Annotated in this window: 11 protein-coding genes; 4 read left to right on the forward strand and 7 right to left on the reverse strand. The window is 74.2% G+C overall.

What is annotated here, in order from left to right:
• Nucleotides 1-158: 158 nt before the first annotated feature.
• From ACFWBN_RS07490 to ACFWBN_RS07505, 4 genes are all read right to left on the reverse strand, one after another.
• Nucleotides 159-605, reverse strand: coding sequence for an SRPBCC family protein (locus tag ACFWBN_RS07490; protein ID WP_385172040.1), 447 nt, complete (start codon nt 603-605; stop codon nt 159-161).
• 42 nt (nt 606-647) lie between these two features.
• Nucleotides 648-2108, reverse strand: a complete 1461-nt coding sequence (locus tag ACFWBN_RS07495; RefSeq protein WP_385172042.1) for an amino acid permease — start codon at nt 2106-2108, stop codon at nt 648-650.
• Between the two features lie 75 nt (nt 2109-2183).
• On the reverse strand, nt 2184-4316 hold the full coding sequence (locus ACFWBN_RS07500; protein WP_385172045.1) for a phage holin family protein: 2133 nt from the start codon (nt 4314-4316) through the stop codon (nt 2184-2186).
• Nucleotides 4317-4465: 149 nt separating this feature from the next.
• Entirely contained in the window at nt 4466-4870 is a 405-nt protein-coding gene (locus ACFWBN_RS07505; RefSeq protein ID WP_385172048.1) for a hypothetical protein, read from the reverse strand.
• Nucleotides 4871-4989: 119 nt separating this feature from the next.
• Here ACFWBN_RS07505 and ACFWBN_RS07510 point away from each other — a divergent pair, with 119 nt between their 5' ends.
• From ACFWBN_RS07510 to ACFWBN_RS07520, 3 genes are all read left to right on the forward strand, one after another.
• Nucleotides 4990-5778 carry an MBL fold metallo-hydrolase gene (locus ACFWBN_RS07510; RefSeq protein WP_385172051.1) on the forward strand — a complete coding sequence of 263 codons (789 nt, stop codon included), beginning with the start codon at nt 4990-4992 and terminating at the stop codon, nt 5776-5778.
• 11 nt (nt 5779-5789) lie between these two features.
• Entirely contained in the window at nt 5790-6413 is a 624-nt protein-coding gene (locus ACFWBN_RS07515; protein WP_385172400.1) for a DedA family protein, read from the forward strand.
• Between the two features lie 171 nt (nt 6414-6584).
• Entirely contained in the window at nt 6585-9701 is a 3117-nt protein-coding gene (locus tag ACFWBN_RS07520; protein WP_385172054.1) for a hypothetical protein, read from the forward strand.
• A 61-nt stretch (nt 9702-9762) separates the two neighbouring features.
• On the opposite strand, the gene ACFWBN_RS07525 is transcribed toward ACFWBN_RS07520, so the two are convergent.
• The 3 genes from ACFWBN_RS07525 to ACFWBN_RS07535 all read right to left on the reverse strand — a co-directional run bounded on the left by ACFWBN_RS07525 (nt 9763) and on the right by ACFWBN_RS07535 (nt 13037).
• Complete coding sequence (locus ACFWBN_RS07525) at nt 9763-10824, reverse strand: MBL fold metallo-hydrolase (protein WP_385172403.1); 1062 nt, start codon at nt 10822-10824, stop codon at nt 9763-9765.
• Between the two features lie 317 nt (nt 10825-11141).
• Complete coding sequence (locus ACFWBN_RS07530; protein WP_385172057.1) at nt 11142-12359, reverse strand: aminotransferase class I/II-fold pyridoxal phosphate-dependent enzyme; 1218 nt, start codon at nt 12357-12359, stop codon at nt 11142-11144.
• A 105-nt stretch (nt 12360-12464) separates the two neighbouring features.
• Complete coding sequence (locus ACFWBN_RS07535) at nt 12465-13037, reverse strand: TIGR03086 family metal-binding protein (protein ID WP_385172060.1); 573 nt, start codon at nt 13035-13037, stop codon at nt 12465-12467.
• Nucleotides 13038-13227: 190 nt separating this feature from the next.
• On the opposite strand from ACFWBN_RS07535, the gene ACFWBN_RS07540 reads away from it, so the two are divergent.
• A complete protein-coding gene (locus ACFWBN_RS07540) occupies nt 13228-14046 on the forward strand; it encodes a methyltransferase domain-containing protein (protein WP_385172063.1) in 819 nt (272 codons plus the stop codon).
• Nucleotides 14047-14080 lie beyond the last annotated feature (34 nt).

The raw sequence follows: 14080 nt of genomic DNA on the forward strand, positions 1-14080 counted from the left end.
GGGCCCGGTTCCGAGGTGGGCCGGGGGGGGGGCGCGGGGGGGGGGCCCGCCGCCCGGTTGGGGGTCCCACTTGCGGGGGGGGTGGGGGCCCCCGGGGGGGGCCCCACCACACGGCCCGTGGCATCAGGTTTTCGCGCCGTCCGGGTGCCGGGCCCGGGTCAGGCGGTGTGCTCCAGCAGGTGCTTGAGCTTCTCCTCGCCCCTCGGCATCTCCTTGCGGACCATGGGCTTGACCACGAGCGGGACCAGCGCCCTGCCCATGCCGTGGCCCTCGAAGTCCACGGACAGGGTGACGCGGGAACGGGTCCCGCCGTCGAGGGGTTCGATGCGGCCCCGTACGTCCGGCCGGACCGGCCCGTCGACGCCGTGGATGTGCCAGCTCCTCGGCGGGTCGAGCTCCGTGAACTCCATGGTCGTCGGGATCCTGCGCTTGCCGATCTGCCGGGTGACGACGACCTTCGAGCCGACGTGGACGGGGAGGTCGCCCATGGGAACGGCGGACACGGCGCTGTCCTGCCACTCCGGCAGGTGCGTGGGGTCCGTCACGTACGCGTAGACGTCCTCGGGCCTGCGGTCGATGTCGATGGTCTTGCTGATCGCGGACATGGCGACCCCTTAGAGCCCCCCTTGCCGTCCTCTCCCTCCAAATTACCCCGCGGGCGAAACGGTCGCTCGCCGCCTGCGGGCGGACATCACGGCGTACACGAGGACGCCCGCGAAGAGGAAGAGCACGCCCTGGTAGACGGCGGCGTAGCCGGAGCCGGCCACGAGCCACATCGAGAAGGCGAAGGCCAGGCAGGCGAGGGCGGCGTCGCGGGCCAGCCGGCCGCGGTGGACCCGCTCGCCCTGGCCGGAGAGCAGGAAGTGGATCTGCGCGGCGGTGGAGAGCAGGTAGGGGACGGTCGCGGTGAAGGTGGTGACCAGGACCAGGATCTCGAAGACGCGCTGCGAGCCGGCCGTGTAGTTGTAGACGGTCAGGGCCGAGGCCAGGAGGACCGTGACGATCACGCCGGCCACCGGGACGCCGCGCTTCTTCGTCTCGAAGACCTTCGGGAAGAGCCCGTCCTTGGCGGCCGCGTACGGGGTCTGCGCGCTGAGCAGGGTCCAGCCGTTGAGGGCGCCGACCATCGAGATCACGGCGGCGCAGGCCACCACCGTGCCGCCCCAGGTACCGCCGAACATGCCGTTCACGGCGTCGGTGAAGGGTGCCTCGGAGGAGACCAGCTTCTCGTGCGCGACCAGGCCGAAGACGGAGAGGGTGCCGAGCAGGTAGACGGTGGCGGCGCCGACGGTGCCCAGGATGGTGGCCCGGCCGACGTTGCGGGCCGGGTCGCGGACCTCGCCGGCGCTGACGGCGGCGGATTCGACGCCCAGGTAGCTGAAGAGCAGGATCGCGGCGGAGGCGGAGACGGCGCCGACCGCGCTCTGGTCGGTGGCCCGGAAGGGCCCGAGGTTGGCCGGGTCGAAGAAGAACAGCCCGCCGACGGCCACGAGCAGCAGTGGGGCGAACTTCAGGACGGTGGCGACCAGTTGGACGGCGCCGACGTACCGGGTGCCGGCCAGGTTGGCGAGCGCGGGCAGCCACTGCACGGCGAGGGCGGCCAGGCACATCGACCACTTGTGGGCGCCGACGGCCGGGAAGAGCACGGAGAGGTAGCCGACGGCCGCCACGGCGAGGGCGGCGTTGGAGACCCAGGTGGTGATCCAGTAGCTCCAGGCGGCGAGGAAGCCGGCGAAGTCGCCGAAGGCGGCCCGGGCGTAGACGTACGGGCCGCCGGTCTGCGGGTGGCGCCGGGCGAGGCGGCCGAAGACGAGCGCGAGGGCGACCGCGCCGAGGGTGAGCACGGCGAAGGCGAGGAGGCTGATCGTGCCGAAGGGGGCCACCGAGGCGGGGAGCAGGAAGATTCCGCCGCCGATGATGTTGCCCATGACGAGGCAGGTGGCGATCGGCAGGCCGAAGCCGGTTCCCTGCCGGGTGGCATCGCCGGTCGCAGGGGGTGTGCCGGTCCCGGCAGCCTGGCCGGTCCCGGCGGCCCTGCCCGTACCGGCGGGCGTGCCGGTCTCAGTCGCCTTGCCGGTCTCGGTGGGCAGGGCTGCGGTGCTGGTCATCGGTGGTGCGCCTCGGCTTGTCTCACATGGTGGTCAGATCGCCCCATGGTCGACCACCGCGAAAGCCGCACCAAATCAGCGGGTTTCGTCCCGCAGTGATCGCTCCACAGAAGGAAAGCTTCCGCCTGGAGCCCGCTCCGGCCGGGGATTCTCCTCCGGCCCGTGCCCGGCCCGCCCGCCCGGCCGGAGGCCGACCGGTACCTGCGGGCCGTCCGCCTCCCGCAGCCAGCGCCGCAGTACGCCGTGCACCGCCTCGGCGCCCACCAGTTCGGCGCCCGGGTCCGACAGCTCCGTCGGCCACATCAGGAACGGGTGACCCTGCTCGCCGCCCAGCCCGCCGTGCGAGCCGATCTGCTCCTCGAAGGCGTGCACGGCGCCGGTGGCCGGGTCGTACGCCGAGTTCACCATGATGTCGGCCACGTGCGGGAAGGCGTCGGTCCGGCGGACCGCCTCGGCCGCGCCGGGACCGAAGGGAGCCAGCAGCTCCTCCGCCTCCCCCGGGACGTCGAGCCGGGCCTGCGCCCCGTCCGGGCCCAGCACCACCCCGTCCACCAGCAGGAAGCCCACGCCCGGGTGGTTCGCCAGGGTCGCCAGCAGGGCGGGGTGCGCGCGTTCGATCCGCTCGCGCGAGGCCCGGCCGGGCACGTCGGGGAAGGAGACCAGCCCGAGGTTGCCCGAGGCGAGCACCACCGGGTCGGAACCCGGCCCCGGGTGGGCCTCCTCGTCCTCCTCCACCGGCCGGTGCAGGGCCGCGAGGACGGCGGTCCGGGCCTCGGCGCCGCTGTGCGTACGGCCGGCCCGGCGGGAGACCGGCAGCCCGCAGCCCGCCCGGACCAGGTCCTTCAGGGTCAGCCCGTACCGGGAGAGGAAGGTCTCCCCCGGGCTCTGGCCGTGGTCGGAGAGCAGCACGATCCGGTAGTCGCGCGGCGCGTGCTCGGCGACCCGGGCGATCAGGGCGAGGCTGCGGTCCAGGCGCTCCAGTACCTGGTCGGTGTCCCGGCCGCGCGGGCCGGAGTGGTGGGCGACCTCGTCGTAGGCGACCAGGTCGGCGTAGACCGCGGCGCGGCCGGCGAGCATGTCCCCGATCACCGCCGCGACGACCACGTCCCGTTCCACGACCGTGGCGAAGGCCCGGATCAGCGGGTACAGCCCGCCGCGGGCCACGCGCGGCCGGTCCCCGCGGATCCGCGCCCGCAGCGACTGGCCCACCTCCCGGCCGGCGTCGGCGACGAAGGACAGGGCGGTGCGGACGGCGTTGGCCGGATCGGAGAAGTACGCGAAGTAGCCCGCGCGGGAGCGGTTGGCCCGGCCCCGGCGGGCGGAGACGGAGAGGACGAGCGCCAGCTGGTCCGCGCCCCCGCTGAACAGGTTGCCGCGGCTGGCTCCGTCGAGGGTGAGCAGCCCGCCGTCGCCGGTGCGCTCGATGGCGCGCCGCTGGAGCTCGGCGGCGCTGGTGGGCCGGTTGCAGACCACCACCTCGCCGGTGTCCTTCTCGTACCAGCGGAAGGCGGGCACGTCGAAGTTGGAGCCGTGCAGGATGCCGAGCTGGCTGGCGCCGGTCTGGCTCGACCAGTCGGTGCGCCAGGAGGTGATGCGGTGGCTGCGGTCCAGCCAGCCGGCGGCGGTCGGCATCAGGCCGCTGCGGCAGGCGTGGCGCAGCACCTCGTACCCGACCCCGTCGAGCTGGAGGAAGACCAGCCCGGGCACGGACTCGTTCGCGCCGGCGGCCCCTGCCCTCATCTGGCGCCGGCGCCGCCGGTCGGCGAGCCGGTAGAGGCGCCGCCGGTACGCCTCGTCGTCGCGCACCGCGAGGGCGGTGGAGGTCGCCGAGGCCACGGCGGACATCGCCGCGGCCACCACCACCGCGGTCTCGGGGGCCACTTCGCCGCGCCCGGCCGGGATCAGGCTGAGGGCTATGAGCAGCAGCGAGCCGTTGAGGAAGAAGACGAGCAGGCCGAGTACGAGGGCGGGCACCAGCAGCAGGGCCCGTACGAGCACGGGCCAGACCAGCGCGCTCAGCAGGCCGAAGGCTCCGGCGCCCCAGGCGGCGGTGAGGCCGATCTGCGTGATGCTGTCGCCGTCGCCGGACTGGAGCCGGAAGTCCGGCAGGATCCCGGCCAGCGCGAGCATGGTCAGCGTCGACGCCGCCCAGACGAGGACCACCCGTATCAGGGCGCCGCCCGCGGTCCGCCACCGTCCTCGCACCACGCCGCACCCGCCTCACCGCTCCGGCCCACGACACGCCCGCGAGCCCCCGTCCCGCTCTCCAGGCTCGCACAGCGGGGCCCGGCGGGCCGGGCGACACGGGTGGCGCACGGACGCGCGGCGGGGGCGGGGACGGGGGCGGGCAGGCCGGTTCAGGTGCCGTCGTAGCCGGCGGTCGGCATGGACAGCCGGCGGTGCACCTCGGCCTTCATCGCGGAGGTGTACTGCGGCTCCTCGTGCCCGGCGGTCTCCAGCCGTACGCCGCGCCGCTCGCACTCGGCGGTGAACTCCTCGACGGAGCGCAGCGCGCGGGCCAGTACCCGGTGGTTGGCCGCGACGAACAGGTCCACCTGCCCGTCGTCGATGTCGGACCACAGCCCGCAGTGGTCGGGGCGCAGCCCGTAGACGAGCAGGTGCCTCGTCACGACGTAGCCGCGGTCGGCGGCCCAGCGCGCGCACATGGCGTGCTGGCTGCGGGTGTCCACGGCGAAGGGGTCGGCGTCGAGGTCTTCGAGCGGGGCCAGGCTGGCGATCGCGGCCACGCGCAGCTCTTCCATGCCGCCCGACCCTACTCCGATCCGGCGCCGGGGAGGAGGGGGCGGTGGGCATCCGGTTCCGGGCGGTTCGACGGGGCAGCCTTTAGGCTCGTGAGCGAGGCGCGAGGGAGGGAGGACCGGTGCCGGTGGAGATCACCTGGTGGGGGCATGCCACGTGCACGGTCGAGGACTCCGGGGTGCGGGTGCTGACGGACCCGCTGTTCGCCCGGCGGCTCGCGCACCTGCGGCGGCGGCGCGGGGCGGTGCCCCCGCCGGAGGCGGCGGAGGCGGACGTGGTGCTGGTGTCGCATCTGCACGCCGACCACATGCACCTGCCGTCGCTGGCCGCGCTCGCGCCCGGGACCCGGCTGCTGGTGCCGCGCGGCGCGCGCCGGGCGGTGCCGGGGCTGGCCCGGCTCGCGGGGGTGCGGGGGCTGACGGTGACGGAGGTGGCGCCGGGCGAGGAGGTCGCCGTACGGGGCGGAGCGCGCGGCGGCGTACGGGTACGCGCGGTCAGCGCCCGGCACGACGGGCGGCGGCTGCCGTTCGGGCCGCAGCTCGCGCCGGCCCTCGGGTACGTGGTCCAGGGCTCGGCGCGGACCTACTTCGCCGGGGACACCGGGCTGTTCGACGCCATGGCCGAGGAGGTCGGGCCGGTGGACGTGGCGCTGCTGCCGGTGGGCGGCTGGGGCCCGTACCTGGGGCCGGGGCATCTGGACGCGGGACGGGCGGCGCGGGCGCTGGCCGACCTGGCTCCGGCGGCCGCGGTCCCGGTGCACTACGGGACGTACTGGCCGATCGGGCTGGACGCGGTGCGGCCGCACGAATTCCACGCGCCGGGCGAGGAGTTCGCGCGCTGCGCGCGGCGGCTCGCGCCGAAGGTGACGGTACGGGTGCCCGACCACGGCGAGCGGGTGCGGTTGCCGTGACCTGGCGCGAGATGGCGGCGGCGGCCGGTCAGGTCCCGCCGGAAACCACCCAGCAGGCGGTGGGCTACCCGGCGTTGTTCGTGCTGGTGGCGCTGGGCGCGCTGGTGCCGGTGATCCCGACCGGGGCGCTGGTGAGTTCGGCGGCGGTGGTGGCGTTCCATCACCAGTCACTGCCGTTCGGGGTGTTGCTGGTGTTCGCGGTGTCCGCGCTTGCGGCCTTCACCGGGGACATCGCGCTGTACTGGCTCGGCAGCCGCGGGGTGCGGTCGCGCAACGGCTCGCGGTGGCTGGAGGCGTTGCGCGGCCGGGCCACGCCCGAGCGGCTGGAGCAGGCGCAGACGAAGCTGGACGAGCACGGGGTGCTGGTCCTGGTGGTGTCCCGGCTGCTCCCGGCGGGCCGGATCCCGGTGATGCTGGCCTGCCTGCTGGCGCAGGTGCCGCTGCGCCGCTTCGCCCGCGGCGACGCCCCGGCCTGCCTCGCCTGGGCGGCGACGTACGGCCTGATCGGCATCCTGGGCGGCTCCCTCTTCGCGGAGCCGTGGAAGGGCGTGGCCCTGGCGGTCGGCCTGACCCTGCTGATCAGCGCGGGCCCCTCGCTGTGGCGCCGGATCCGGGCCCCGAGGGCGGAGAGCTAGAACCTGGTCCCGCGAATACCCGGACTCGCCGGTGAAGGTTCGGAGTTTGCAGAAGGTTAAGCGGCAAACTGTCGCGCGCGGTCAGCGTGCGGGTCTTCTTCCAGTGCGGCGGATCGCTGTCTTTGCGTTCCTGGGGCGCCGGCGCCGGTGCCCGCGACGAGAGGGACTTCCATGCGACGAACCGCGAAACGGCTGCGAGCCCTGGCCGCCCTGGCGGGATTTGCGCTCCTGCCGGCCTTCATTCCGGCCCAGGCACAGGCTGCGGGCACCCGCCCGTTCTCCGTCACCATCACCCATGTCGGGTGCGTCGATCCGTGTTCCGCCGAGGGGCTCGAGGCCGCGCTGGAAGGCCACCCCGACTTCTACGTGAAGGTGTTCATCGACGGCGTCGAACATCGGACGCCGACCATCGACAACGTCTCCGGCGTCGACCCGTACTGGGTCGTGTCCACCGAGCTGGCCGACACCTACCAGAACGTGCCCGTCACCATCCAGGTCTGGGACGCGGACGACACCTCGGGCGACGACCTGGGCGACGACACCCCGCACGACGACGACAACAACCTCGACTTCACCGTCTCCTACACCGACGGCAAGTGGCGCGACACCGCCGTCAACAAGACCGACAACGTGAACTGGCCGCAGTCCTGTTCGTCGGGCGACGGCGACACCGGGTCCGATGAGGACGAGCCCGCCGTCAAGGTGTGCTGGGACGTCAGCACGACATCGACGGTCGGCGACGCCGACGGCGACGGCCTGCTCGACGGCTGGGAGCGCAACGGGTACAACGAAGACGGTGACGGCACCATCGACGTGAACCTGCCGGCGATGGGAGCCAAGGCCGACCACAAGGACGTCTTCCTCGAACTGGACTGGACGGCGGGGCGCGAGCCCACCCGCGCGGGCATCCAGGCCATGAAGCGGGCGTTCGCGGCGGCGCCGAAGGACGTCGGTGCCACTGCGTCGAGCAGGCGGGCGCCCAACGGCGGTTTCGGCGTGAACGCCCCGCCGAACCCCGACGGCAGGGACGGAATCAATCTGCATGTGGACACCGGCGGGCTGGTCGACCCGGGGGGCCGCGAAGGCGGGCCGGTCGGTACGTGTTCCGACGGCGTCGACAACGGAACGGACGGGCTGGTCGACGGTCTCGACCCGACGTGCAACAGGGCACTGGTGGACTACCTCGATGCGAGCGTCGAGAACCCGCAGCCGACGAACTGCACGGACGGCGTCAACAACGACGGCGATGCCTTCACCGACTCCCAGGACCCCGACTGCCTCGTCGGCGACAACCTCGGACGCGGCGGCGTCATCGCCGACCCCGGTGCGTGCGGTCTGGACAAGGCGACCTTCTACGCCTCGAAGAGCATGAACTTCGACAGGCCCCGGCGGCTGGTCTTCCACTACGGGCAGATCGTCCCCCAGCCGGGTGTGGCCACGTGCCCGGAGCAGAGCGGTGGTGAGGGCGAGGTCGGCGGCAACGACTTCGTCGTCTTCAACGTCGACGCCGGCACGATCATGCACGAGCTCGGTCACAACCTGAACCTGCGCCACGGTGGCCACGAGCCAAAGCCCAACTGCAAGCCGAACTACGTGAGCGTGATGAACTACGACCTGCAGGAGGGCATCCCCCGCGTCGGCGGCGGGACCATCCTCGACTTCTCTCCGCCCAGGAGGACGGTCGACGGCACCTCGCGCGGGACCGGCCCTCTGCCCGACCTCCGAGAGAACGCCCTCACCGAACCGACCATCCTCGACGGAGCCGACCCGAACAACCGGTTCATGTTCGTCGACAGTACGGGCCAGAAGCTCCCGAACAACCTCAACACCAGCCCGAACTGGAACCACGACACCGATCCGCCCTTCGAGTCGACGGTGCCGGCCACGAACATCGACGATGCCGGCCCCGCCCCCCTGCGCGAGCCCGCCGCGTGCATCAACGCCTCGACCAACGAGCTCCTGCACGGCTCCGACGACTGGAACTCCGTGTCCCTGCCGTTCCGGCAGTTCGGTGAGTCCGCGGACGCCGCCATCAATCCGGAGGACGACGACGACCTCCCCACCACCAGCGAGCTGCTGGCGATGCACGAGGAGAGGAACACGACCGACGTCGGCGTTTCCGTCACCGACAACCCCGAACCGGTGGCGGCCGGAACGGACGTCGTCTACACCGCCGTCGTCACCAACCACGGCTTCAGGCCGGCCGCCGCGGTGACCCTGGTCGACACCCTGCCCTCCCAGGTCTCCTACGTCAGCGACAACGCGGCATGCCACGCGTCCGGTGGGACGGTGACCTGCGGCGTCGGCGACCTCCTCCCCGGAGCCTCCCGCACCGTCACGATCACCGCCCACGTGCCGGCGGACCTCGTGTACAACGCCGGCGGCCCGGTCACCCTCACCAACCGGGCGGTGGTGGACAATCTCATGGGTCCCGACCCGGTGGCGGACAACGACAGCGCCACCACCGACACCAGGGTGGTCGCCGTCGCCGACCTCGCCGTCACGTCCTTCGCACCCACGGCACCGCCCACGCAGGTGCTCATCGGGCAGACCCTGGATGTCACGCTGCACGGCACGGTGGCGAACAACGGGCCGTCCAGCCCGATGGACGCCGTGGTCGTCACCGCCGCCACGGCCGACCCGGGTGCCACGGTGACGCCTTCCTCGGCGACGCGGAACATCACCGCACTCGCGGTCGGGACTCCGCAGTCGCTCGACAGCACCTTCACCGTCGGCTGTGCGCAGCCGGGATCGCACACCTACCGGTTCACCGCTTCCATCACACCGGCGCGGTCGGACGACACCGACCCCGCCCTGGCGAACAACCACCGGCCGGCCGAGTTCACCCTCGACTGCGTCGTGCCCGTCGCGATCAACATCAAGCCGGGCGGCAACCCCAACTCGATCAACATCCCCGCCGACACCGTCCCCCTCGGTGTCCTGACGACCGGGGCCGGCGAGTACGCGCTGCCGCTCGCCTTCAACGCCACCTCCATCCAGCCGCTGACCGTCCGCTTCGGACCGCGCAACGTCGTCTACGGAGGTACGGGCGGGAGCGCGGAGGTGCACGACAGGGGCCACATCGAGGACGTGGTCGAACGGACCACGACTCCGGTCGAGCGCGTCAGGGACGGCGACCGCGACATGATGCTCCACTTCGCCTCGGCGACCTCCGGTCTCCGGCGGGCGGATACCGAGGCCTGCGCGAAGGGTTCGTTCACCGACGGCGCCACCGGACGGACCTACCGGTTCTTCGGCTGCGACGCGGTGAGGATCGTGCAGCCCTAGGCACCATGCCGTTGCCATGGGTTGAGGCCGGTCGCGGTGGCGGCCGGCCTCGTCCTTGTGGTCAGTCCAGGGTGCGGGAGGCGCCGATGGGGAGGTCCCAGAGGGCGTCGCGGGGCAGGCCGGCGCGGGTCCAGGCGGCACGGACGCGGCTCAGGGGCTCCATGACGGGCTCGGCGGAGAGGACGAAGGTGGCCCAGTGCATGGGGGCCATCCGGCGGGCGCCGAGGTCGAGGCAGGCCCGGACGGCCTCCTCCGGGTCGGCGTGGACGTCGCTGAGCCACCAGCGCGGGGCGTAGGCCCCGATCGGCAGGAGGGCGAGGTCGATGCCGGGGTGGCGGCGGCCGATCTCGGCGAACCAGTGGCCGTAGCCGGTGTCGCCGGCGAAGTAGAGCCGCTTCGGCTCGGGGCTCCGGGTGTCGGTGAGGATCCAGCCGCCCCACAGGGACCGGCAGGTGTCGATCAGGGACCGCTTCGACCAGTGGTGGGCCGGTACGAACTCGAAGCGTACGCCGTCCAGTTCGGCCGCCTCCCACCAGTCGAGCTCGGTCACCCGGGTGAAGCCGCGGCGGCGGAACCAGCGGGCCAGGCCGGCCGGGACGAAGAGGGCGGTGTGCCGGGGCAGCCGCTTGAGGGTGGGGGCGTCGAGGTGGTCGTAGTGGTTGTGGCTGATGACCACCGCGTCCACGGGCGGCAGATCCGCCCAGCGCACCCCGACGGGTGTCATCCGGCTGGGGGTCCCCAGGATCCGCCGGGACCAGACGGGGTCGGTCAGTACGGTCAGCCCGCCGGTCCGCAGCACCCAGCTGGCGTGCCCGGCCCAGGTGACGGAGACGGTGCCGGGCGCTGCCGCGGGCAGGGGGGCGGGCGCGTAGGGCAGGTCGGGGATGCCGCGCAGCCCTTCGGGTCCGGGCCGGAAGGCGCCCTCCCGGGCGAGCCGGGCGAAGGCGCGGACACCGGGGAGCGGGGTGGTGAGCCGATCCGCGAAGGAGCGCGGCCAGCGGCGGTGCTCGCCGAGCGGGCGGGGGGCGGACGGGGGCGGCGGGGCGGACGGGGCGGTCGGGGGGTGCGGGGCCGGCGGGGAGTGTGGGGCGGACGGGGTCGGCGGGGAGTGCGGGGCGGACAGGGGCGGCGGGGAGTGCGGGGCGGACGGGGTCGGCGGGGCGGACGGGGCGGACAGGGTCGGCGGAGCGGACGGGGAATGCGGGGCGGACGGGGCCGGCGGAGCGCCGGGGGGCGGGGCCGGCGCGGCGGCGCCGGGCTGCCGGTCGGCCGGTCCCCCGGTCGTGGTCCCGCCTGCTTCCGGGCCCTCCGCCGGGCCCGCTTCAGGTGCCGGGTGCAGTGCGCCGCGGCGGGCGGCCGCGAAGCCCGCCCGGGCTCCGGCGGAGGCCGGGGCCTCGGTCCCGTCCCTCATCAGGAAGTCTCCGTTCACCGGCTCGGGCATCAGGCCAGCCCGGCCAGGACTGATCCGAGGAGGTCCAGGGAGCTCCGTACGTGCGGCAGCGCGAGCGGATCCCGGGCGGTGAGCGCGGCCAGCCGTTCCTCCGGGGTGGCGCCCAGCAGCGGTCCGGTGGACAACCGCACGCGCAGTGCGCCCAGTTCGTCCGCGAACCGCTGGCCGCCGGGGGTGGGCGCGCCGAGCCGGGCGCCGAGCCAGTCCTCCAGCTCCATGGCGTCGCCGACCCCGTGCCGGGCCAGTCCGGCGCGCAGCGGGGTCAGGTCGGCGTACAGGTGGCGGCCGGCCTGCGGGGGCCGGGCCAGTGCCCCGGCGGCGAGGAGCTCGCGGTGCGCGGCGGCGGCGACCGCGCCGTGCAGGGCGGCGGCCGCGTGGGCCCGCCCGGCGACGGCGTCGGGTTCGTCGAGGGCGTGCGCGGCGGCTCCGGCGACGGGGCCGGCGACCAGCGCGCCGGTGGCCGTCAGCACGTCGAGGGTGCGGGCGCGCAGCCAGGTCCCGCGCGGGGTGTCGGGGAAGCGGACCACGGCCGCGGGCCAGCCGGCGGGCAGCAGCGCGCCGGACAGGTCGACGAGGACGGCGGCCCGGTCGGGGAGCATCTCGGCGGGGCTCAGCACCAGCGTGTCGTGCGGCCGGTGGACGGTGTCGCGCCAGCTCTCGTCGCTGACGACGAAGAGCCCGGCGGATTCGGCGGCCTCGCAGGCCTCGCGCAGCATCTCGGGCGGCGGCACCGTCGCGGTCGGGTCGTCGGCGACCGACAGGAGGAGCACGCGCGGGTCGCCGCCCTCGGCGCGCACCCGCCGTACGGTCTCCAGCAGCGCGTAGGGGTCGGGGACGCCGCCGCACTCGGCCGGGGTCGGCACGTGGTAGGCCCGCCGTCCCAGCAGCCGGACCTGCGGGGTCCACCAGGCGGGACAGGGCCGGGGCAGCATGACGTCGCCCCCGTACGCGCCGAGCAGGGCGAGCAGCAGCGCGGGGGCGCCGGGGCCGGCGGCCACGTCCTCGGGGGCGGTGGTGAGCCCGCGGCGCGCCCAGTGCCGGCAGGCGGCCTCGCGTACGGGTTCGCCGCCGCCCGGGGGTTCTGGGGCGGAGCGTCCGGCGGCCGCGGCGAGGACGGCGAGCAGCTCGGGCAGTACGGGGAGGCCCGGCTGGGGCGCGGGCGGGCCGTACCGGACCGGACCACGGCCTTCGGCCGTCGTGCGCTGCATCCCCGCCACCGTTTCCCGCCTTCCGCGCTCACCGTCCCGCTGACCCTTTATACGATTGTTCGGGGCGACATGCCCGTTATCGGCGCCCGGCGGCCGGGCCGCCGCTCAGCCCCGCCGCCCCAGCAGCGCGAGCAGCCTGGTCTGCGCGTTCGCCCCCGCCGGCACCTCCAGCGGCTCGGCGTACATGCCGCTCGCCGCCAGCCCGTCGGCGTACGGCATGACCTCCTTGATGGAGAACTCGACGAGGCCGTCCGGCAGCTCGTCGTCGGCTCCGATGCCTCGGGACAGGTCCCAGGTGTGCACGACGCAGTCGGCGGTCAGCTCGGAGCAGTACGCCATCCCGAGCGCGGGCCCGTACGAGAGCCGGACGGTCCGCTCCAGCGCCCCTGGCGCGGCGAAGGCGGCGTGCGCGGCGGCCGAGGCCTTGTCCCACGCGGCGACCGGGTCCTCGCCGAGCACGTCACCGGAGAAGGCGTCGCCCACCTCCTCGACGGTGCGGCCCTCGGCGACCAGCGGCGGGATCCAGAGCTGCTCGGCGACGACGTGGTTGACCAGGTCCCGCACGGACCACTCCGTGCACGGGGTGGGCGCTCCCCACTGGTCGTCCGCGACGGCGCGCAGCCGCTCGCCGAAGAGCCGCAGCGCCGCGGCGTGCTGTTCGAGCAGCGTGTCCGGCATGGCTCTCACCGTCCTGTGCCATGAGGGATCCCCCTGGAGCCCACTGTCCTCGCCCCTGCATTTCCCTGCCACCGCCCCGCCCAATCCCCTTGGCCCGCAAGGAGTGTGTCCACATGTCAAAACGCGTATCTCAGAGACCGAACTGATCATCTAGGCTCGGGACAACACTTCGACGAGGAGGGGCCAGGACATGAACGCCGCCAAGGAGACCGCCGTCTACACCCACGGCCACCACGAGTCGGTGCTGCGCTCGCACCGCTGGCGCACCGCCGCGAACTCCGCCGCCTACCTGATCGGCGAACTGCGCCCGGGGATGTCGGTCCTGGACGTGGGCTGCGGCCCGGGCACGATCACCGCCGACCTGGCGGAGCTGGTCGCCCCGGGCGGCCGGGTCACCGCGGTCGACGCGGCCGCGGACGTGGTCGCGCAGGCCGAGGCCTACGCGGCGGAGCGCGGGGTGACCGGTGTCGAGTTCGGCACGGCGGACGTCCACGCGCTGGACTTCCCGAACGACTCCTTCGACGTGGTCCACGCCCACCAGGTGCTCCAGCACGTGGGCGACCCGGTGCAGGCGCTGCGCGAGATGCGGCGGGTGTGCCGGCCGGGCGGGATCGTGGCCGCGCGGGACGCCGATTACGCGGCGATGACCTGGTATCCGGCGGCGCCGGGCCTGGACACGTGGCAGAGCCTGTACCGCCGGGTCGCCCGCGCCAACGGCGGCGAGCCGGACGCGGGCCGCCGCCTGCGGGCATGGGCCCGCGCGGCGGGCTTCACGGACGTGGCCTCGTCCGCGACGGCCTGGTGCTATGCCACCCCGGAGGAGACGGCCTGGTGGTCGGCCCTGTGGGCGGACCGCACGACGGCCTCCGCGTACGCGTCCACCGCCACTGCCGACGGCCACGCGACGGCGGCCGATCTGGCCTCGATCGCGGAGGCCTGGCGCGCCTGGGGTGCGCACCCGGACGCCTGGTTCTCGGTCCTGAACGGCGAGATCCTGTGCCGGGCCTGACATCGGCCCTCGCGGACGCGGTTCGAAGGTGGTG

The organism is Streptomyces sp. NPDC059989 (assembly GCF_042736975.1).
In the GTDB taxonomy this organism is placed as follows: Bacteria; Actinomycetota; Actinomycetes; order Streptomycetales; family Streptomycetaceae; genus Streptomyces.

Bases quoted from the DNA above. Each gene is read 5' to 3' on its own strand.
- ACFWBN_RS07490 (WP_385172040.1), bottom strand. From the start codon at position 605: ATGTCCGCGATCAGCAAGACCATCGACATCGACCGCAGGCCCGAGGAC.
- ACFWBN_RS07495 (WP_385172042.1), bottom strand. From the start codon at position 2,108: ATGACCAGCACCGCAGCCCTGCCCACCGAGACCGGCAAGGCGACTGAG.
- ACFWBN_RS07505 (WP_385172048.1), bottom strand. From the start codon at position 4,870: ATGGAAGAGCTGCGCGTGGCCGCGATCGCCAGCCTGGCCCCGCTCGAA.
- ACFWBN_RS07515 (WP_385172400.1), top strand. From the start codon at position 5,790: ATGGCGGCGGCGGCCGGTCAGGTCCCGCCGGAAACCACCCAGCAGGCG.
- ACFWBN_RS07520 (WP_385172054.1), top strand. From the start codon at position 6,585: ATGCGACGAACCGCGAAACGGCTGCGAGCCCTGGCCGCCCTGGCGGGA.
- ACFWBN_RS07530 (WP_385172057.1), bottom strand. From the start codon at position 12,359: ATGCAGCGCACGACGGCCGAAGGCCGTGGTCCGGTCCGGTACGGCCCG.
- ACFWBN_RS07535 (WP_385172060.1), bottom strand. From the start codon at position 13,037: ATGCCGGACACGCTGCTCGAACAGCACGCCGCGGCGCTGCGGCTCTTC.
- ACFWBN_RS07540 (WP_385172063.1), top strand. From the start codon at position 13,228: ATGAACGCCGCCAAGGAGACCGCCGTCTACACCCACGGCCACCACGAG.